This is a genomic window from Campylobacter sp. CCUG 57310 (assembly GCF_013201975.1).
Taxonomy (GTDB): domain Bacteria; phylum Campylobacterota; class Campylobacteria; order Campylobacterales; family Campylobacteraceae; genus Campylobacter_A; species Campylobacter_A canis.
This window is the reverse complement of record NZ_CP053845.1, coordinates 1,833,006-1,854,416: the sequence shown is the minus strand read 5'-3', so window position 1 is coordinate 1,854,416 and position 21,411 is coordinate 1,833,006. Positions and strand designations below refer to the sequence as shown.

Below are 21,411 nucleotides of genomic sequence, written 5' to 3'. Positions count from 1 at the left end.
TAATACCGGAAAAACTTATGCTACTTATAGCTTATACGGTTATTTGGATTTTATCAGAGAAGCTAATGTTGTAGGTATTTTTAAGTATTGATGAAGATTTTAAACGGCATTAATATGGATGATTGTAGGCTTGAGATGTCAATACAATCTTTGGAAAATATTTTAATTAAATATTCAAATTTAATGTTTGATGTATATAAGAATAAATTTGCAGAAATTTTAGCAGGCAAAGATGGTGATTTTAATAATTCTTTTTTTAAAGATGATTCTATAGAACAAGTAATTGGATTTTTAAAAAGGGGCAACAAAGTAGCAGTTGAAAATTATTTTTCCCATTCGCCTAAATTTGACTTCCACTACATAAACAAAAAACAATTGTTTTTAATTTTGAAAAAAATAGAAATATTTTTGTTAAAAATACAAGTAATGATTTGTCAAAATATGCATCAATAGAAACTATTGTATTGTATATATAGTAGGCAATGTCCAAACCCTTTTATAATCAGTGCTGAAAGAACAGGTGCTTCAATGTTTCAAAAAGAACTTGATGTAAATAAATCGGAAATAGTAGAAGAGATTTCAAGAGCAGATATAAAAGACATAAAGGATATCGCTTTTAAGCTCCTTACACAAAGATATTCTAGGTATCCAAAACCTGTTAAAGATAATATATATTTTATTAGAGATTTAGGTGAAATTTCGAAAATTATGAGTTTTATAAGTAAAAATAAAGATGATATCTTAAATAAAACTATTTTAAATTTACTTTATGAGATAGTTGGAGGAAAATATATAGTAAGTCAAGAAGGGATAGAATTTGCACCAGGTGCAAAAAAGAGGATAACAAAAGGAAAAGTTACTATACAAAGGGCATCAAGTTCTGTTAGATCACTTTTGATGCTAAATTACTATATATTACATGCGGCGAGAAAAAATGATATCTTGATGATAGATGAACCTGAGCTTAATTTGCATCCAAATAATCAAATTTTAATGGCTAGGCTTTTAGTCTTGCTTGTGAATGCAGGAGTCAAAGTATTTATAACTACTCATAGTGATTATATTTTAAGAGAGATTAGCAATTGTATAATGTTGAACAGCTTAGATGAAAAACAAATAGATAAAATTAAAAATAAAGGTTACGCAAAAGAGTATAAATTATCGCCAAAAAAAGTAAAAGCATATTTGGCTGAAAATAAAAAAGGTAAAAATATTTTAAGTAATGTGAATGTAAATAATCATGGAATTTTTATAACTACATTTGATTATCCTATAGACACCCAAAATGAAAACCAAGGCTTGATTTTTGAAGAGCTTTTAAAAAGTGATAAAAATGACAAGTTCTGAATTGAAAAAATTTAAAAATTCCTTACATGATTGCTTAAAGCCTACTGTTATAAATAGTACATTTATTATCAAAGAACAAGAGATAAAAAGTTCAATAAAAGAGTTACGATTAACTTTCAAAAATAAAGATGATGTTTGTATTGTAACGCAAGATCCAACAAACTGCCCATCTATCACTAATATATTTAGCCAAAAGCAAACGCTTAATTCTTGTGATTTTATAGTTTTTTTATTAAAAAATACTGCAAAAATTTATTTTTGTGAAATTAAATCTAGTCTAAGTAAAGAGAATTATGAAAAAGCCATAGCTCAGATAAAAAATTCAGAAGTGTTCTTTAAGTATATATTAGAGTCTTATTGCTTAAATTTTGATACAAAAATGGAAATTGAGGAAGTAGAGTATTGGTTAATTTACCCTAGCAATATGTCTCAAAAAATAGACAAAAGACAGTTTGATAAAGTCTTGATCGAAAAGAAAATAGAAATTAAAGATGGAGTTTTTGCTACAAATAATGGATATGATTTTTTTAATGATAAATAAAAAGAGAGCATGCTCTCTTTTTATTTATTTACTATAAATCCTCCGCCAAATGCTCTGTAAACACCAACTGCCGAATTTATGGAATTTAGTTTGGCGTTTGCGTCCTGCAATCTAGTCGATAACAAATTCCTTTGAGCGTCAAGTAGCTCTAGGTGGCTGCTGTAGCCTTCGTCAAATTTGCTTTGAGCGATATTATAAATTTTTTGCTGAGAGCTTAAAAGGTCGCTAATCTCAGCTTGAGATCGCTTGGCGTTTTCTCTGTTTGTAAGAGCGTCTTTTACTTCGCTTAGGGCGGTTTTGATCGTTTTTTCATAGTTTAAAGCCGCTATTTGCTCGTTTGTTTGAGCTATTTTTACATTGTTTTTAGTTCTGCCGTAGTCAAATATTTTTTGAACTAATGTAGCGCCAAAACTCCATGTATTGGCATTGTTTTTAAAAATATTTTTTAGATTGTCGCTTGAGTATCCAAAAAATCCCGTTAGCGAAATCGTCGGGAAATACTCAGCCTTTGCTACGCCGATTAGGGCATTAGTCGCCTTTAAGCTCTCATAAGCGCTTGCTACATCGCTTCTTTGAAAGAGTATATCAGAGCTGATTCCGGCTTTTATTTCAGGCTCTTTTGGTAGATTTTTCGAGCTTTTTATGGAGCTTTTTAAAATTTCGTCGTTTGTTTTACCGCTTAAAATGCTTAAAGATGTGATTAGCGAACTTTTTTGATTTTGAACGTCTATGAGGTTTACTTTAGCACTTTGCACGGCGGCTTTACTTTGCAGATAAACTACCTCGTCTATAGCGCCTAATTCAAACTGCGAGTTTCTAAATTCAAGAGTATTTTCATAGTTTTTAACCGTGTCTTTTAAAATTTGCTCTTTCATATTTAAAGAAACCAGCGTGAAGTAGCTTTGCGCCACAATAGAGCTTATGCTAAGTCTTGCCGTATCGTAGTCAAATTTGCTCATTTGCAGGCTTGATTTAGCCGCTTCTATGCTGTTTTTAACTCTACCCCAAAAATCAATCTCATAATTTAGCCCCAAAGATATAGAGTCAATCGTCTGCTCGCCACGTATTTGACCGCTGTTTTTGGTTCTGTTTGTGCTGACGTTTAAATTTACGTTGGGTAAAGTATCAGCCTCTCTTACTCCAAGCGTTGCCTCTGCTTTTTGCAAATTTAAAAATGCGATTTTAAGATCTATGTTGTTGTTAAGAGTGTCGCTTATAAGAGCATTTAAATTTTCATCGCCGAATTCCTCCCACCATCTGTCTTTTATATCGCTCGTAAATTGATAAGTCGCTTCAAATTTCGTATCTACATTGGGCAAGTCGGGTCTAAACGAGCAGCCCGCAAAAAATATTGCAGCGATGATTATGATGAGATTACGCATTGGCTACCCCCTGTGTTTTTGGCTTTTTGTCCCAAAATTTGTTGTTTAAATTTTCAAGCAGATAGTAAAACATCGGTATGAAAAACAGCGCTATAGTGGTTGCCGCTATCATGCCGCCTATAACTCCCGTACCAAGCGCATGACGAGAAGCCGCACCCGCTCCCGTGCTGATAACCATAGGAAAAACTCCGAGCGTAAATGCGATAGATGTCATTACTATCGGGCGAAATCTTAGCCTTGCAGCATTTACCGCAGCTTCAAAGACGCTCTTTCCGTTTTGGCGCTCTTGCATTGCAAATTCCACAATCAATATCGCGTTTTTAGCCGATAGTCCGATGAGTAAAAGCAGACCTATTTGAAAATATATATCGTTATGCAACCCTCTTAGCCAAGTGGCTACTAGCGCGCCAAATACGGCAAAAGGAACCGCGGTAATAACCGCAAGCGGTATAAGCCACCTCTCATACTGTGCGGCTAGGATTAAAAACACAAACACCATGCCGAAAGCAAATGCTACCGCGCCCGTGCCTTGTGAGCTAACCTCTTGAAAGGCGCTTCCCGACCAGCTTATGGAGTATTCGTCACTTGAGAGATTTTGCGCAACCACTTCACTTATGGCCCTTATCGCATCGCCTGAAGTGTATCCCGGCTTTGGATCGCCTAAAATTTTAGCCGCAGGAAAGAGGTTAAATCTATCGACTATATCAGGCCCTACGCTTCTTTTTAGAGTAACGAGTGAATTTAGAGGTATCATCTCGCCAGAATTTGACTTAACGAATATGTTTCTAAAGTCCTCAGGCGAATTTCTATATTTATCTAAAGCCCTTACTTGAACGTCGTAGGATTTGCCTAGCATGTTAAAGTCATTTACGTAGTATGAGCCGACAGTTGCAGCTATCGTGCTAAATATATCAGGCTCGCTTACTCCAAGGAGCTTTGCTTTTTGCTTATCTACGCTTATATTATACTGCGGATAGGTTGTTTCAAGCGTAGTTCGCACACTGGTAAGCTCAGGACGTGCATTTGCCGCGGCGACTATCTTAAGGGCGTCTTTTTCTATTTCGTCGTAAGTCTTACCCGTTTTATTAAGTAGATACATCTCAAATCCGCCCGTGATACTAAGCCCTGTTATCGGCGGGACATTGACGACAAAGGTCATAGACTCTTTTGAACCCCAAAATATCTTATTAAATTGCCCTACTAGCGCACCTGCCGAGCTATCAGGACTCTTTCTTTCGCTCCAGTCTTTTAGTCTGATGAAGGCTACGGCTGAATTTTCTTTAAGTGCGCCGGCAAACATATCATATCCTACAAGCCCTGTTACAAATTCGATGTTTGGATTTTTGGTAAATGCGCTGCTTATGTCCTTCATCTCCTTTTTTGTCCTATCCATTACCGAAGCCGGCGGAAGAGATGTGATAGCTATGATCGATCCTTTATCCTCTGATGGCACTAGGCTTGAAGGAATTTTATTAAACAGCGTAAATATAGCATATCCCATTATGGCTATGATGATGAAGCTTGGGATTATATGACGCAGGACTTTAGCTACTCCTGCGCTGAAAATTTTTGTACTCCAGTCAAAAAAGTCATTAAATTTTTGCACAAACCAAAACGGCTTTGACTCTTGCTTTTTAAGCATTACAACACAAAGCGCAGGCGTTAGAGTAAGCGCCACAAGACCTGAGATACAAACCGAAACAACAAGAGTTAGCGCAAACTGCCTTTGTATAACGCCTACAAAGCCCTCCATAAAAGCAACCGGGATAAAAACAGCCGATAAAACAAGCACTATGGATATAACGGGCGCAAAAATTTCCCCCATAGCCTTAACGGTAGCGTCCCTTACGCTTATATCTTTTTCTTCGTGTAAAATTCTCTCCACGTTTTCTATGACGATAATCGCATCATCCACGACTATGCCGATAGCAAGCACGAGAGCAAAAAGAGTTATCAAATTTATCGTAAAGCCCATCGCATAAAGCCCCGCAAATGTGCCTATGATAGAGACGGGAACGGCGATCATAGGTATGATTGTGGCTCTAAAACTCTTTAAAAACATATATATAACTACCATTACGAGTATCATCGCCTCTATAAAGGTCTTTATAACCTCATTTATCGACACCTGTATAAATTCGGTAGGATTGTAAGAAACGTTATGCTTAAAGCCCGCAGGAAAGGTTTTTGCTAGCTCTTCAAGTCTTTTATTGACCGCGTTAGCCGTAGCTAGAGCGTTTGCGCCGTTTTGCAAAAAGATTAGCATAGGAACCATCTTTTCGCCGTTTAGCATACCTTCAAAGACATAGCTCTTTGCTCCAAGCTCGACTTCGGCTATATCCTTTAGCTTTAGCACGGTGCCTTCTTTTGAAGTTCTTATGATGATATTTTCAAATTCCTGAACGCTTTTTAATCGCCCCTCCGGTCTAATGGAAAAGACATAAGGGTTATCGGTAGTATTTGGCTGCTCTCCGATTTTACCAGTTGCGTATTGTTTGTTTTGTTGATTTATCTGGGCTATAACCTCGCTTGTTGAGATGTTAAATTTCGCAAGCAGATCGGGCTTGAGCCAAATTCTCATGGCATAGTCTTTATTGCCAATTACCGCGGTGTCGCCTACGCCGTCTACTCTTTTTATCTCGTCTTCTATATTTGCAAGCACGTAGTTGTGCATCTTAATGATATCCATATCTTCGGAGGTAAAAGTGATAACTTCAAGTATGCTTGAGCTTCTTTCCCTTACCGTTACGCCTCTTTGCTGAACTTCACTAGGAAGCTTTGCAAGAGCCGCTTGAACGCGGTTGTTGACATCGATTGCGGCTTGTTTTGAGTCAGAGCCTATCTTGAAATATACGTTTATGCCCATAGTGCCGCTTGAACTTGAAGTGCTTTGTATATAAAGCATATTTTCAACGCCGTTTATCTGATCTTCGATAGTAGTTGCAACCGAATCCGCAATGGTTTGCGCATCAGCTCCCGTATACACCGCGCTTACTGAAATTTGAGGCGGGGTAAGTTGCGGATACTCTTCTACCGGCAGACCTTTAATCGCCATTGCGCCTGCTATTACTATGATTATAGATACGACCGTAGCAAAGATCGGTCTGTCTATAAAAAATTTAGAAAACATCTAGTTTTTCTCCTTATCAACTTGCGCGTCCGCTCCCACTCTAATCTTTTTAAAGTTATTTATGATGATCAAATCTCCCTCTTCAAGTCCGCCGCTAACTACCGCATAGTCTTCTTTTTGATATGAAATTTCTATGTTTTTTTGCGTTACTTTTTGATCTTTTAGCACAAGCACGAAGGTATTCATAGCGTCTTGTTGGATGGCGACTTGAGGAATCTTAAATCCGTCTTTTTGATAAAATCCATCCATGACTACGCTTGCAAAAGCTCCCGGCATTAGCTTTGCGTCTTTGTTTTCAAATTCCGCTTTAGCCAAAACGCTTCCTACGTTTATATCCACTACATTATCTATAAAGTTTACTTTGCCTTTAAAAATTTCGCCTCCTGTTTTTAGCGTGGCGTTAGCGCCGTTTTGCGCCCAAGAGCCGCTTTGTACGTTTTTGATTCTATTTAGATTGTCAACATCGGCGATATAAAATTTAACGCTTATCGGATCGATTTTGGTTAGTCTTACAAGCTCTGTTGCACTAGCTGAAACAAACGAACCAACATCAACTAAATTTTCGCCCAAAATTCCGTCAAACGGCGCAACAACTGTCGTATATCCGAGATCTATCTTTGCGTTTTTGGAATTTGCCTTTACGCTTAGCAAGGTTGCGTTTGCGATATCAAGAGTGCTTTTTGCAGAGTCAAATTCCTTCTGGCTTACGGCTTTTTTCTCATATAGTTTTTTTACTCTATTAAATTCGGTTTGAGCGTTTTTAAGAGTTGCGCTCGCTACGCCCACGCTTGCTTCAAGAGCGTCATAGCTTGCCTGATACTTTTCAGGATCGATTAAAAACAGTTTATCGCCTGCTTTTACACTATCGCCTGCTTTAAAATACTGCTTAATAAGAGTGCCTGAAACCTTAGGACGAAGCGTTACGTCTTGGTCGCTTACGATTTTGGCGGGATATTCAAAAGTTATCGGGATGTCTTCTTTTTTGGCTTTTATGATATCTACTTTTGCAGGCGGCATTTGCGGTCTTTGACCTGCGGTATTTGCTTTATCGTCCTTAAAGCAGCCCGAAAAAGATATTAAAATTCCCATTATTAGAGAAAAATTTGCAAGTTTTTTCATATAGTGACCTTGTGATATTTTAGTTTGTGATATTTTGTAATTTAAGTTACAATTATTTTGCGCAATTATATTATTATTCATTTTTTTTGTCAATTAACTTTGGTTTAATTTTTAGATTTACAAACTCCGTTTAAGAATAGATCAACGCAAATTTTAACGTGCTCTTCGCGCTGCTGTTTTGATAAAGTTATATCGCTGTTTAGAAGTACGGCGTTATAGTGATAAGGGCTTCTTACCAGAGCGCAGAATAAGCTTGCGGCAAGATCTGAGTCTATATCTGAAAGCTTAGCTTTGATCTCGTCTCGGTTGAAGAAATCAACTAAAATTTTATGTATCTTATTTAAAATTTGCTCTAAAAACATCTTGCCCAGTGCGGAGTCGTTTTTAAAACCTTCAATTATCATAGTGCGGGCTATATAAGTCGTTTTTCTCTCGCAGATGATATCAAAAAATACAGTTGCGAATTTATGCAAAAAATCCTCAAGCTTATGAGAGAGTTTTAGATCTATCTTTTCGTCGATTTCGTTACAAAATTCATCTATGCTTTTATCTACTATCGCCTTAAAAAGACCCTCTTTGTTCTTAAAAAATTTATATATACTTGCAAGCGAGCCTCCGCTTTTGTCGATGATATCGTTTAAACTGGTGTTTTCATAGCCTTTTTCTAAAAATAGCTCAAGCGCGACTTGTGTTATTTTTTCATATCTTTCGTGACCACGTTTTGACATTTTTGTCATGGCTATTCCTTGCGAGTTTAAATTTGGCTTTTACTATATCATTAAATTTATAAATTTAAGATTTAAATTCATTATTGTTTAGGATAGACAAATATCGTCTCTCTTTCAATGCTTATTTTCTCTTTTTCGTCTTTTGCGTAAGCGTTTATCTTGATATGTATCGGCGCATCGTTTTTATCGCTTAAGTTTAAATTTTTAGAGGTTAAAACGACTACCACTTTCTTTTTCGCTCCGCTTTTTAGCTCGATAGGCTCTTTAGGGCGTGTTATTTTTATATTGGTGTCATTTACGTCAAAGTAATAGCTATGATCTTTATTGTCGGTATTTTGGAATAAAAACGTATATGCGTTTTCGATTTCGCCGTTGTCTTTTATCTTATATAGTTCGCTCGTGCGATTTATGTTAAGCAGCATGTATTCTTTTTTTGTGCTCATGAATGCCAAGATGACAGTAGTAGCGGCGATAACAGCCATATAAGCGATCGTTCTAAATCTTAGATAATTAACCTTTTTGCCGGATTTTAGCGAGTTGTCGCTCGTCCAGTCTATAAGCGTCTTTTTGCCAAGCTTGCCCATGACTTTACTACACGCATCCACGCATTCAAGGCAATTTATGCACTCAAGCTGCATACCTTTTCTTATATCTATATGAGTAGGGCAAATTTTAACGCATGCCTCACATCCCGTGCATTCGTTTTCAGGCTCTGGCGGTTTTTTCCAAAGCTTGATGTTTTTATCGTAAATTTTACCGCCTCTTTGTTCGTCATAGATAACTTGTATCGTATCTTCATCAAACATAACCGATTGAATTCTCGCATAAGGACAGACATATATGCAAAATTTCTCCGCCAACCAAACTACGTCAAATACTATAAACGCCGTTATAAAAAACCAAATTCCCATTAAAAATTTATGCTCCCCGGCATTTTTAACGTAGTTTATAAAATCCTCGGGCGGCACAAAAAACCATAAGAAATTTGCCGCAGCCAAACAGGCTAAGACCGACCATATAACTACACCTGCAAATTTTTTGAAATTTTGCCCTTCTATAGGCTTTTGTTTATTGTTCGTATTTTTGCGAAGCTTTAAAATTTTAGTTTGGATTAGATCACGATAAATCACGCGAAATATCGTTTGCGGACAGCTCCAGCCGCACCAAACCCTTCCGCCAAGGGTTGTGAGAAAAAATATAGTAAGAAAAAATATGATAAGCACAAATGGCATCAGATAAAGCTCTTGCGTGTCAAAGCTGTTAAAGAGCAGATGGAGTTGCTTTTTGTCAAAGCTTAGCAAGAAGAAGTGATTGCCGTTTATCTTAACAAAAGGCAAGATAAGCGCGATACAGGTTAAGATTGCGTAGAACATATAACGCTTTTTAGCGTAGTTCGGATTGTTTTTTAAATTTTGCTCGCTCATAAAAATCCTTTTGAAATTTGAAAACAGTAAGTTACAAAATAATTATATTTTTTGCTAAATTATAATTTTAAACTTATTAAATATCTATTAATTAAGCTTTTATGCTTTGTTTTTTATAATTTAGCTGAAAAATTTAAACAGGAGGCGGAATGAAAAAGTTATCAAGAAGAGAGTTTTTAAAAACAGGCTTTGCGGCAGCTTCTATCAGTGCCGTAGGTGCTATGAATTTAAGCGCGAACGATCAGACAAACGAGATCAAATGGGACAGTGAATTTGACGTACTTATCGTAGGAAGCGGACTTAGCGCGAATGTCGCGGGTATCATAACCGCAGAAGCTGGACTTAATACCGTGCTAATTGAAAAGATGTCTCGAACCGGCGGAAATTCCGTGATATCTCAGCTTGATTTTGCTTGTGTAGGATCAGATGTGCAGGTTAATGCGGGCATTAAGGATTCGGTCGAGCTTTTTATCAAGGATCTAAATAAAGCCGGTAGAGGCTTTAACCACATCGACCAAACTCGCAGAATCGCTGAAAATTCAAAAAGGGCGTATGAGTTTATGAAAGCTCGCGGCGTAAAATACGCAGACAAATTAAAGCATCTTGGCGGACACAGCGTAGCAAGAAGCCTAGAGACAGTAGATGGCGGCGGAGCGTGCATACAAACTCTTAATGCGCACTTTGAAAGCAAGGGTGGAAAAACTCTAAAAAGAGTAAAAGCCGACGAGATAATCAAAGATCAAAACGGCGTAGTTATCGGGCTAAAAGTAAAAGAGGATTATAAATTCGAGAGAAAACTCAAAAACGATGACGCTCAAAACACTTCAGGAGAGGTTAAATTCTATAAAGCTAAAAAAGCCGTTATCTTTGCCAGCGGAGGATATTCTGCGGATAAGGAGTTTAAATTTATCCAAAATCCAAGACTCTCTTTGGCTAATACCCCTTCAAATGCAGGCGCAACGGCGGGAGCTCTTAAGATAATGCTAAAAGCCGGAGCTACGCCCGTACAACTTAGCCTCGCGAGATATTCGTTTGGAATTCCTACAGAGGATTTGATATTTTCTATCATAGTAGATGGCAAAAACACAAAACGTTTTATGAACGAGGACGGCGATAGACAAACTCTGTCAAACAATATCTTAGAAAATATGCAAAATAATGATTCGACACTCTTTCCTGTAATTATTTTTGATAGTGTCGGCTTTAATTCAAGTCACGATCCAAAGCGTCTTGAAGGATTTATAACCAGCGGAAAGCTTAAAAAATTTGACACGCTTGAGGATCTTGCGCAGGAATTTAAGCTAAATTTGCAAACTTTAAATAGCGAAATAGAAAAATATAATAAGCTAATAAGCGAAAAAGCAGATACCGACTTTAAGAAAGATCTAAGCAAAAAGAGCGTTGCGCCGATAGCAAAAGCGCCGTTTTACGCTATCTTGGGAGCGCCGGGTATAAGCTACACTCAAGGCGGTGTTAGAACGAATTTAAATTTTGAAGTTCTTAGCGTTTATGATGATAGCCCTATTAAAAATCTATATGCGGTTGGCGAAGCTACGGGCGGAGTTCACGGCTATAGTAGGCTTACAAGCTGCTCTGTGCCTGATTGCATAACTTCTGCTATGATAGCGGCCGAGCATATAGTAAAGTAAAACGGTGATATGCGAGCTAAATTTAAACGATAGTAGAATTTGGCTCAAATTTTGAAATTTAATAAAATTTAAGTATAATCGCACTCTATTTTATATCGAAAGGTGGTGAGGGTCGTGCCGGGAATCAAGGTACATCCTAATGAGTCTTTTGACGAAGCGTATAGGAAATTTAAAAAGCAAGTCGATAGAAATCTTATCGTAACGGAAGTTCGCGCAAGAAGATTTTTCGAGCCTATGACTGAAATTCGCAAAAAGCAAAAAATTTCAGCTCGTAAAAAAATGCTTAAACGTCTTTATATGCTTAGACGCTACGAGTCAAAACTCTAACCAAATTAAACTAACTAACTTCGTGTTAGTTAGTTTAACTTCTTTATTAGCCTAAATTTGCCATAATATCTGCATTTTTAAAGAAAAGGAAATTTATGCGTAAGTTATCCGTTAGCGAAGCCGCCGAAGTTTTAGGTATAACAAAAGAGGCGATTTATAACAGGATAAGACGAAAAAGTTTAAAATCAATCGACGAAAATGGCGTTAAATACGTTTTAATCGAAGATGATAAGTCCACTAACGAGCCACAAACAAAATCTAAAACAACCAAGCCGAGCACTAAAAAATCTACAAAAAATGTTAGTGAAAATTTAGGCGAAACGACAGAAGAAAAAAGCGAATTTATCAAATTTCTACTAATGCAGCTTGAGGAGCTAAAAGAGCAAAATAGAAATTTGCAAGAGGATAAGGATCGTTTGCATGTTCAAAAAGAGGAAATTTTAATCGCTAATAAAGATGAAATATCTGAAATTTATAAAGAGCGAGACGAGAAATTTAGATATTTTTTACAAATGCTTGAGCGCCCGCTTTTAGCAAGACAAAACGGCGAGTATATCCGCCCTATCGATGTGGAATTTGATGAAAGCGAAGAGGTTCACGAAACTCAAGCTTATAGTGAATTTAAAAGCAAAGAAAAAGATGAAACCAAGAGCAAAAAGTGGCTCAGCTTGAGCGAGTTTTTAAATGGATTAAATTCAAAAAACAAAAAGAAAAAAAAGATACAAAAATTGATCATTAAAAATATCGGCAAGTCGAAATTTATCAAATTTAAAGACGGCGTGATATGGGTAAGAAACGAAAAATCAATAAAACAGATAGTAGGTGAAATATGAAAAGAATCAAAAAAATAGCGACTTATGCGGCTGTTGGCGGATTTGGCGCGATAGTTATGGCAGGACTTGCCGGATGCAGCGGTGGAGGAGAAGATCAAAGCGTAGTGCGTGAGGATACTCAAGCGCAAGGAGCGTTTGTTATCATCGAAGAGACGGCGAAAGGGTCTTATAAGGTGCTTGAAGAGTATCCAAGCAGCGAAACCAGAGTCGTGTTAAAGCAGCTTGATGGCACTGAAAGGGTGCTAACAAAAGAGGAGATGGATAAGCTAATCGCCGAAGAAAACGCTAAGATCGATAACGGCACTTCAAATTTGACAAAGCCTGATGCGCAGCTTAGTAGCGGTGGGCTTAGTCTCGGCGAGACATTACTGGCTTCGGCTGCGGGCGCTATTTTAGGAAGCTGGATAGGTAGCAAACTGTTTAATAACCAAGGTTTTCAAAACCATCGCCAGAGCGCTTATAAAAATCCTTCAACTTACTCAAGAAGCGTTGATAGCTTTAATAAAGCCAAGGCTACAAGCTCGGCGAGCAAGCCTGCGGGCGGCAAGAGTGGATTTTTCGGTAGCGGAAGCAAGACCAATCAATCAGTAGGTGGATGATGATAAATTTAAAAAAAGTTAAGCCTTTAGATAAGGCGTTTTTAGAAAGCATAGGCTTTGCTTGGCATACCGATAGTGACGATAGCTCCTATATTGCAGATGAGCTTGTGGAAGTTAGCGAGCAGGAGGCTGAAGCCTACTATGAGGCGGCAAACGAGCTATACGATATGTTTGTAACCGCAGGCCAGCATATAATAGATAATAACCTCTATCACGAGGTTGGCATACCTTTTAACCTTGTCGATCTCGTAAAAGAAAGCTGGGAAAACGAGGTTCATTGGCATCTTTACGGGCGATTTGACTTGGCAGGTGGACTTAACGGAAAGCCGATAAAACTAATCGAATTTAATGCCGATACGCCGACTGCGATATTTGAAACGGCGATCATCCAATGGGCGATTTTGAAATTTAACGGCATGGATGAGAGCTCGCAGTTTAACGATCTTTACGAAGCTTTGAAAGAAAATTTCAAGCGTCTTGTAACACTTAGCGAGGATACAAGCGAATTTAGCAAGCTTTATGAGGGTTGGAAAATTCTCTTTAGCTCTATTGCCGGCAGTGTTGAGGATGAACAGAGCGTAAAACTACTTGAATATATCGCTAAAGAGGCGGGATTTCATGCGGATTTTGCCTATGTCGATGAGGTTGAATTTAACGATGAAGAGGGTATATTTAAGGGTGGCGAAAATTACGAGTACTGGTTTAAGCTAATTCCATGGGAAGATATCGCCGTGCAGGAGGGCGAACTTGCATTAATTCTTAAAAATATAATGGCAAATCAAAGAGCCATTATCTTAAATCCTGCTTATACGCTGATGTTTCAAAGCAAGGGAATTTTAAAAATTCTTTGGGAGCTTTACCCAAATCATCCGCTTTTGCTTGAGGCTTCAGACAAACCGTTAGTAAGTAAAAAATGCGTTAAAAAGCCTATATTTGGGCGTGAAGGAGCAAACGTTAGCATTATAGAAGCTGACGGAAGTGTTAGTGTTAGCAGTGATGGCGAATACGGCGCAAACAGAGCCATATATCAGGAATTTTACGAATTTAACAAAGACGAAAGAGGTGATAGTTATCAGGCGGGAGTCTTTTTTGCTTATGAGGCTTGCGCGCTCGGGTATAGAAAAGGCGGAGAAATTTTAAACAACGCTTCTAAATTCGTGGGACACTACATAAAGGGGTAAACATGAAAATAGTCTGCCTTGATGCTTCAACTTTAGGAAGCGACGTTAGCCTTGATGTTTTTGCTAAATTCGGCGAGTTTGTAAGCTATCATAAGACCGATAAAATTGAGACTATAGAGCGTTTAAAGGGTGCCGATGTCGTGATAACTAACAAAGTTATAATCGACCGTGATGTTATGGATGCAACGAATTTAAAGCTCATTTGCATAAGTGCAACCGGCATGAATAACGTTGATCTAGACTATGCAAAAGCTAAAAACATAGCCGTTAAAAATGTCGCAGGCTACTCGACTAACAGTGTTGCGCAGCATACTTTTGCTTGTTTGTTAGCGTTAGTAAATCGCATTAAATTTTATGATGATTATGTGCAAAGCGGCGAGTGGGTAAAGAGCGAAATTTTTACGAATTTAGATAGGTCTATCGGCGAGATAAGCGGCAAGAATTTCGGCATCATAGGACTTGGTGAGATAGGACGAAGCGTGGCTAGGATAGCTATGGCTTTTGGCGCAAACGTGAGCTACTACTCAACAAGTGTAGCAAACGATAACGCCGAGTTTAAAAGGCAAAATTTAGACGAGCTTTTAAAGAGCTGTAATATCGTAAGCATACACGCTCCTCTTAATGAAAAAACACGAAATTTAATCTCTTCTAAAGAGCTAAATTTGATGAAAGAAGGCGCAGTGCTTATGAATTTCGGACGTGGCGGGATAGTCGATGAAAGCGCACTTGCTAAGGCGATAGACGAGCGAAATTTAAAAGCCTGCATAGATGTGCTTGAAAGTGAGCCGATGAGGCAAAATCATCCGCTTTTAAGTATCAAAAACAAAGAAAATTTGATAATCACTCCGCATGTTGCATGGGCGAGCAAAGAGGCGCGCGAGAAGCTCATAAATTTGATAGTAAAAAATATAGAAGATTTTATAAAGGAGAGTTAAATGGCTAGCGAACATAGCTTTGATATAAGTGCGCAAGTTGATCTGATGGAGGTAAAAAACGCACTTGAAACCGCCAAAAAGGAAGTTGCCGCAAGGTATGATTTTAAAGGCATCGCCGCTGAAATAGAGCTAAACGAAAAGGACAAATTTATCACTCTTCTTAGCTCAAGTGATAATAAAATCGACGCGTTAAAAGATATCGTCATCTCAAAGCTTATCAAGCGCAATATACCGCCTGTGGCGGTTAGCGAAACCAAACGAGAAAGCGCAAGCGGAGGCAATATAAAAGCCACTCTTAAGCTAAACGACACACTTGATAGCGATAACGCAAAAAAGATCACAAAGGCAATAAAAGACGCCAAACTAAAAGTAAGCGCCGCAATAAGAGGCGAAGAGGTGAGAGTAATCGGCAAGTCGATTGACGATCTGCAAGAGTGTATAAGGATAGTTAAGGGCTTAAACTTAGAGCTTCCAATTAGTTTTAAAAATTTAAAATAATTTTTTGCTTAAAACGGAAGAGTTAAATTTAAGAGTGATTTTAAATCTGAGATATCTATAAAAAAATGAATTTATAGCAAAGCAAGATATCGTAAGTGGCTATCTTGGAGTAGGTTTTATAAGATCAAATTTTATCCGGATTGTAAAAGCTTTTAGAACAAATTTGATTTTTATTTTGGCTCTAAATTTATTACAATATAAATTATAAGGCTTGAAATTTATAGATTTTAGAAAATAAGCCGTTGATACAAGATATATAAAATTTTGATTTTATATATGTAAAATTAGCACTTGGCGGTTGTTTTATAGATCAACGTGATAAATAAAAAGAAGAAATTAATAAAATTTTAGGTACTATTTAAAGTTTAAAAAATATTTTAGTTAGGATAATTAATTATGGGTTTTAAGAATATTATAGAGAAATTTGCAGTTAATTATGCTCATAATTCTATGCAAAAGTCACTTTATAACGGACTAAATATAAACATTTTGGATAACAAATTTAACAAAATTCCAAAGCCTGATACCGAATATATGCTATATGCGCACGTGCCGTTTTGTCACACGTTTTGTCCTTACTGCTCTTTTCATAAATATCACTACGAACAAGAGCTTGCAGTGCATTATTTTGCAAATTTACGCGAAGAGATGAGACAGGTTAAAGAGGCGGGATTTAACTTCACGTCGATGTATGTCGGTGGCGGAACCACACTTATAAATGAACCTGAACTTGAAAAGACGCTTGTGCTTGCAAAAGAACTCTTTGATATCAAAGACATATCCTGCGAGAGCGATCCAAACCACATAGAGCCTGAAAATTTAAAGAGATTTCAAGGACTGATCGACCGTCTAAGTGTAGGCGTGCAAAGCTTTAGCGATGACATCTTAAAAAAAGTAGCCAGATATGATCGCTTTGGCTCAAGCGAAGTGTTGCAAGAAAAGCTGAAAAGGGCTATGGGAGTACTGCCTACGATAAGCCTTGATCTTATCTTCAATCTTCCAAATCAAACCAAAGAGCAGCTTTTAACGGATATAAAAATCGCAAAATCAATTGCTCCGGAGCAGATAACCTTCTATCCGCTTATGAAATCACCCCTTACTCGCGATGCGATAGCCAGATCTCTTGGTGTGGATGACAGTGATAACGAGCGCGAGTTTTATGAGCTAATTTGTGAAAATTTCAGTGATTATCACCAAAGCAACGCTTGGGCATTTGGTCGCGATAATGCAAATTTACGCGATGAATACGTAGGAAGCCACCATGAGTATCTTGGCGTTGGAAGCGGTGCGTTTAGCTTCTTAAACGGAGAGCTTCTCATAAACGCGTTTAACCTGCTTGATTACGGCAGAATGGTTAAAAATCACGAAAGCCCGGTCATCGCAAAATGCAGCTTTACTAAAAAAGATCGCCTTAAATACATATTCTTAACTGAGCTTTTTGACGGTGGAGTCGATATAACTAAATACAATGAATTTAACCGTGCAAACATCCATAAAGAGCTCTTTGTCGAGCTAAATTTGCTTAAACTTGTAAATGCTATCTATGAAGAAAACGGAGTGATTAAACCTACGTTTTTTGGTAAGTATATCTGCCTTGTTTTGATGCGCGATTTTTATGCGGGTATGGATAAGGTTAGAGCGATATTTAAGGATGATGCAAAGATTAAGCGAAGCAAAAAATTACGCATAATGGAAGAAAACACCGAGCCAAATTTCGATAACTCGGTCATCTCGCCAAAGGCTGCAGTTTAAAAGTTAAAGTTCAAATTTGAGAGATTTGCTCAAATTTGAACTTTAACTATACAAGAAATATGCAATTTTATACTAGATTTTATTTTAAGAATATTAAACAAACTTCTAAATTGTAAAATATTTTATAGCTGTGATTAATCAAACAAGTTGCTATAAAATATCAATTTTATTTTTTGTGTAAAAACTTTTTATCTTTATTCTTTTTAGAATTTAAAAAATGACTAAAATTAAGAATATCTATTTCTTTTAGACCAGGTTATCTTATATTTAAAATATAAAAATAAACTTAATAAAATAAATATAATTATTATTTTAAGAAGTTATCTAATATTTATATTAAAAAAATTTAAATATATATTTTAAATTTAATAAATTACATATTATTTCATCTGCTTGGCGTATAAAATACATTATATAAAAATAAAAATATATTTATTAAGAAAATCTTAATAAATAAAGTAATATTATATGCTTAAGTAAACTACAATAAAGTTTAAAATAACTATATTGTAAAAAAGAATTTTTTCATGGAGTTTCTAGTTTTATTATTACTTTTTTATTTCATTGCTTTTACTGTTCAGGTTTGAAAAAATAGGATTTTTGGCCTAAATTACTTGCAGGCTTTTGTCGTTTTAGTCTGCCGCTATTGGGTGCAAGCACACCGTCAGGAATAGGCTTTGATATTGATATGAGTAAATAGTTTTGGGAGAAAAACCATTGGTGGAGCTATTAGTTTTGGCTAGAATCCAGAACTTCTAGAACTGCCAAAATGAAGAATGCAAGATGAAAAAAATTTTAATATTAGTATCCATTACTGCTCTTGTGTTTTGTTTTGAGTTTTATCAAAAGAATAAAAATAGAGCATTTGGAAATTTAAATATATTAAATTTAAGCGGCACAGTCAGTCTAAAAATACAAAATGATAATCCTATAACTACCGATGCAGACAAAAAGCAATTTGCTCTGTATTCTCTTGAAAATGAGTTTTATATTACCGATGAGAATTTAAATAAACTTAAATATAGAAAACACGATAAGTATTTTACGCTTGAGCTTCGAAAAATAGTAAGTGCAAGGTGGTATAAGGATTTGTGTAAAACGATAAGTTGCAACAAATCATTTGTCCGCTATGAGTCTAATGAAAATTTTAGTAAAAAAGAGCAAAATGATAAAAAGAGACACTTGCTTGCAGGATGGAATAAATTTAAAATAAATGAAGATGACAAAGGCAGTTTTTTAACTCTTCTTGCAAAACAAAAGTATATATTAACTTGGAAATACGATTCTAATTCTAATAAATTCATAATAGTTTCCACGCCAAATGATATTTGTTCAGACTGGACTGCAGTAATTTTTGATAGTGCAGACAAAATGATAGTTAAAGAGTATGCTTTTGTTGTTAATGAAAATTTAAATTCAAAAGAAAACAAGGATGTTTTAAAATATTATATTGTCGGCATGGATGCGCGGAGCAAGTATGCCCATTTTTTAAATAAAAATTATTCAACAAATTTAAAAAGAAAAGAGATAGAAAGAGGCGTTTGGGTTTGATAAGGCATCAAATCCTAAGGTTTAGTCGTCAGAGATAATTAATTTTATTTTTTGCAAGAAAGTAAAGAAGATAGAGTTTTTATCTTTGATATAAAACAAGAACTTTTTAAAGGAGAATTTATGCAAAGACGTTCATTTTTGAAGAGTGTTGGTGCCGGACTAGCAGTAGCCGGTAGTTCGCCTAGTCTATTTGGGATGCAACAGTTTGAAGTAGATTTCAAACCAAAATCTTATAAAGGTGAAAATGTCGAATATTATCACTTGACCTGTCCTAGAAACTGTCGTGATGCCTGCGCACTAATAGCTGAAGTAGTGGACGGTAAAATGGTTGGCATAAAAGGAGATCCCAATCATCCACTTACACAAGGAACAGCTTGTGTAAAAGGTTATACTTATGCTATGCATTTATATAATGCAGACCGTATAATGTATCCTATGAAACGTGTAGGCAAAAAAGGCGAAGGGAAATGGGAACGCATAAGTTGGGATCAAGCACTAAAAGAAATAGCAGCTAGACTTACTGAGATAAAAGAGAAATTCGGCAGTGAAGCGCTTACAGAGTTTGTCTATTCAGGAAATGAGGGGCATATCTCTAAAACAATATCTTCTGGAAATTTCTTTGAAAAATACGGCGCGACAAGGTTAGTTCGCAATCCTTGTGATTGGCCTGGACGTGTTGGCACTCCAAGTGTACTTGGCACTATAATTTCAAAAGATATGCTTGAAGTAGATGAGAGTGATATGTATATCAGTTGGGGCTCAAATGAATCCTATACTGCCGTTCATTGGGTGAGATTTGCTCACCGTGTCAAAAAAAGAGGCGGCAAAATCATCGTCGTAAATAGTGTTCGCGTACCTATGGCAAATCAAGCCGATATGTTTATACAGCTTCGTCCGTCAAGTGACCCTGCGTTTTGTCTTGCAGTATGCAAAGTCTTGATAGAGGAGGACTTGTACGATCATGAATTTGTAGAAAAATATACTATGGGCTTTGAAGATCTAGTGCATGAGTGCTCGTTGTATACCTACGGAGAATTGGCTGATATGTGTGGTGCAAGCGTAGATCAGATCAAAGTTTTTGCTCGTGAATATGCTCATGCAAAAGCGCCTGCGATAATACGTGGAGATGGCGGACAAAGACATTTTAATGGTGCTAGATTAACCCGTGCTATTACTATATTGCCTTGTCTTGTGGGAAGTCTTATTAAACAAGGCGGAGGAATATACTGGGCTTCAGTAGCAGCTTCGCTTAATGGAATTTTTAATTTTAAAAATTGCATGCCCGATCTTGCGCCTCGCGATAAAGATGGCAATAAAATACAACGTCAATCAATAAGCTATGTAGAATTTGGAAAAGGTATTCAAAAAGAAGGTGCCACATATCTTGATAAGCCTATTCCTGTACCTATAAGAGCTTGTATTCACTATAATTCAAATTTAATGGTAACGGCTCCAAATACGAATTTAATTAAAAAACGTTTAATGGATGAAGATTTTTTCTTGGTTGTAATTGATGCGTATGATATAGACACTTGCGACTATGCCGATTATGTGCTTCCGGGCGTCACTTTTATGGAGAGTGAAGATATACAAAACGATCAAGCCTCAGGCTATGTTTGCTATAATGCGCAAAGCGTCAAGCCTCTTGGCGAAGCAAAGACAAATTTAGAATTTTTTAACGCTCTTGCAAAAGCGATGGGTTATACAGAAGAGTGTTTCGATTGGGACAGCGAGACGGTGTGCAGGCGCTTTTTGGATACCGAATTTGCTAAAAAGCAAAATATAACTTACGAAAAGCTTAAAAAAATTGGCTGGATAAAACCACATAGAACACCTGAGAGTATGAAAGATCAGTTTCCTTACTACCCTTACGCCCCGAAAGATAAGTTAGTTTTTGGTACTGAAAGTGGGAAATGCGAGCTTTACTCAAAAGCTTTTAAAGAAGCAGGCTATCATCCTGTCATCGATCTAAAAGATGATTGGGATTATTACAATGAAAAATTCGGTAAAGATTATATAAAAAAATATCCGCTTTATTTCATGACGCCAGGTACTCAACTTCAAGACAACTCAAATTGGGGAAATATGCCTTATATCTTAAAGCGTGTTATTGTCAAGGGTAATGCAGAGTTGTTTATGACGCGTGAAGATATGGAAATTCGCGGCATCAAAGACGGCGATACGGTTGAAGCTACAAACGAAAAAGGAACCGCAATATTTACGGCAATTGAGACTTCACAGATGAAGCCCGGAATTTGCTATGCGTGGAACAATATATGGGTTAAAGTAACCAAATCGCGCACAGGAGCCAATATACTTTGTTCCGACGGAGTGAGTGATTTAGGAAATGGTTCGACTTATACCGCAAGCTTTTGCGAAGTAAAAAAAGCAGCGCATCAAGAAACAGGAGCTTAA

18 protein-coding genes are annotated in these 21,411 nt (G+C 36.8%); 13 read left to right on the top strand and 5 right to left on the bottom strand.

All coding sequences use genetic code 11. The annotated features are described in order from the left end of the window. Nucleotides 1-114 precede the first annotated feature (114 nt). From CORI_RS09340 to CORI_RS09330, 3 genes are read left to right on the top strand one after another with little or no spacing between them, the layout of a single operon-like run. Nucleotides 115-453, top strand: coding sequence for a hypothetical protein (locus tag CORI_RS09340; RefSeq protein ID WP_216842242.1), 339 nt, complete (start codon nt 115-117; stop codon nt 451-453). 6 nt (nt 454-459) lie between these two features. Next, the gene (locus CORI_RS09335; protein WP_301952202.1) at nt 460-1,347 is read left to right on the top strand and encodes an AAA family ATPase; all 888 of its coding nucleotides are present in this window, start codon (nt 460-462) and stop codon (nt 1,345-1,347) included. Then, on the top strand, nt 1,334-1,888 hold the full coding sequence (locus CORI_RS09330; protein WP_173031749.1) for a hypothetical protein: 555 nt from the start codon (nt 1,334-1,336) through the stop codon (nt 1,886-1,888). The genes CORI_RS09335 and CORI_RS09330 overlap by 14 nt, the downstream gene beginning before the upstream one ends. 20 nt (nt 1,889-1,908) lie before the next feature. Here the strand turns inward: CORI_RS09330 and CORI_RS09325 are convergent, their stop codons facing one another. The 5 genes from CORI_RS09325 to ccoG form a co-directional block, all read right to left on the bottom strand. Beyond that, entirely contained in the window at nt 1,909-3,270 is a 1,362-nt protein-coding gene (locus CORI_RS09325) for an efflux transporter outer membrane subunit (protein ID WP_173031748.1), read from the bottom strand. After that, nucleotides 3,263-6,400: an efflux RND transporter permease subunit gene (locus CORI_RS09320; protein ID WP_173031747.1), complete on the bottom strand. Its 3,138-nt coding sequence runs from the start codon at nt 6,398-6,400 to the stop codon at nt 3,263-3,265. The genes CORI_RS09325 and CORI_RS09320 overlap by 8 nt, the downstream gene beginning before the upstream one ends. Further along, nucleotides 6,401-7,519 carry an efflux RND transporter periplasmic adaptor subunit gene (locus tag CORI_RS09315; RefSeq protein ID WP_173031745.1) on the bottom strand — a complete coding sequence of 373 codons (1,119 nt, stop codon included), beginning with the start codon at nt 7,517-7,519 and terminating at the stop codon, nt 6,401-6,403. A 104-nt stretch (nt 7,520-7,623) separates the two neighbouring features. Further along, nucleotides 7,624-8,256: a TetR/AcrR family transcriptional regulator gene (locus CORI_RS09310; RefSeq protein ID WP_173031743.1), complete on the bottom strand. Its 633-nt coding sequence runs from the start codon at nt 8,254-8,256 to the stop codon at nt 7,624-7,626. 71 nt (nt 8,257-8,327) lie between these two features. Then, nucleotides 8,328-9,671 carry a cytochrome c oxidase accessory protein CcoG gene (ccoG, locus tag CORI_RS09305; RefSeq protein ID WP_173031741.1) on the bottom strand — a complete coding sequence of 448 codons (1,344 nt, stop codon included), beginning with the start codon at nt 9,669-9,671 and terminating at the stop codon, nt 8,328-8,330. Nucleotides 9,672-9,820: 149 nt separating this feature from the next. On the opposite strand from ccoG, the gene CORI_RS09300 reads away from it, so the two are divergent. The 10 genes from CORI_RS09300 to CORI_RS09255 all read left to right on the top strand — a co-directional run bounded on the left by CORI_RS09300 (nt 9,821) and on the right by CORI_RS09255 (nt 21,411). Continuing rightward, entirely contained in the window at nt 9,821-11,320 is a 1,500-nt protein-coding gene (locus CORI_RS09300; protein ID WP_173031740.1) for a flavocytochrome c, read from the top strand. A 114-nt stretch (nt 11,321-11,434) separates the two neighbouring features. Beyond that, on the top strand, nt 11,435-11,647 hold the full coding sequence (rpsU, locus tag CORI_RS09295) for a 30S ribosomal protein S21 (protein WP_169943001.1): 213 nt from the start codon (nt 11,435-11,437) through the stop codon (nt 11,645-11,647). Between the two features lie 95 nt (nt 11,648-11,742). Continuing rightward, nucleotides 11,743-12,480, top strand: coding sequence for a helix-turn-helix domain-containing protein (locus CORI_RS09290; RefSeq protein WP_173031739.1), 738 nt, complete (start codon nt 11,743-11,745; stop codon nt 12,478-12,480). Then, nucleotides 12,477-13,079: a UPF0323 family lipoprotein gene (locus tag CORI_RS09285; RefSeq protein ID WP_173031738.1), complete on the top strand. Its 603-nt coding sequence runs from the start codon at nt 12,477-12,479 to the stop codon at nt 13,077-13,079. The genes CORI_RS09290 and CORI_RS09285 overlap by 4 nt, the downstream gene beginning before the upstream one ends. After that, entirely contained in the window at nt 13,079-14,260 is a 1,182-nt protein-coding gene (locus tag CORI_RS09280; RefSeq protein ID WP_173031737.1) for a glutathionylspermidine synthase family protein, read from the top strand. Before CORI_RS09285 ends, CORI_RS09280 begins: the two co-directional genes overlap by 1 nt. Nucleotides 14,261-14,262: 2 nt before the next feature. Further along, complete coding sequence (locus CORI_RS09275) at nt 14,263-15,195, top strand: D-2-hydroxyacid dehydrogenase (RefSeq protein ID WP_173031736.1); 933 nt, start codon at nt 14,263-14,265, stop codon at nt 15,193-15,195. Beyond that, nucleotides 15,196-15,693, top strand: a complete 498-nt coding sequence (locus CORI_RS09270) for a YajQ family cyclic di-GMP-binding protein (RefSeq protein ID WP_173031735.1) — start codon at nt 15,196-15,198, stop codon at nt 15,691-15,693. Between the two features lie 396 nt (nt 15,694-16,089). Then, nucleotides 16,090-17,445: a coproporphyrinogen III oxidase family protein gene (locus CORI_RS09265; RefSeq protein ID WP_173031734.1), complete on the top strand. Its 1,356-nt coding sequence runs from the start codon at nt 16,090-16,092 to the stop codon at nt 17,443-17,445. 783 nt (nt 17,446-18,228) lie between these two features. Beyond that, the gene (locus CORI_RS09260) at nt 18,229-18,996 is read left to right on the top strand and encodes a hypothetical protein (protein ID WP_173031733.1); all 768 of its coding nucleotides are present in this window, start codon (nt 18,229-18,231) and stop codon (nt 18,994-18,996) included. A 120-nt stretch (nt 18,997-19,116) separates the two neighbouring features. Further along, nucleotides 19,117-21,411, top strand: coding sequence for a molybdopterin-dependent oxidoreductase (locus tag CORI_RS09255; protein WP_173031732.1), 2,295 nt, complete (start codon nt 19,117-19,119; stop codon nt 21,409-21,411).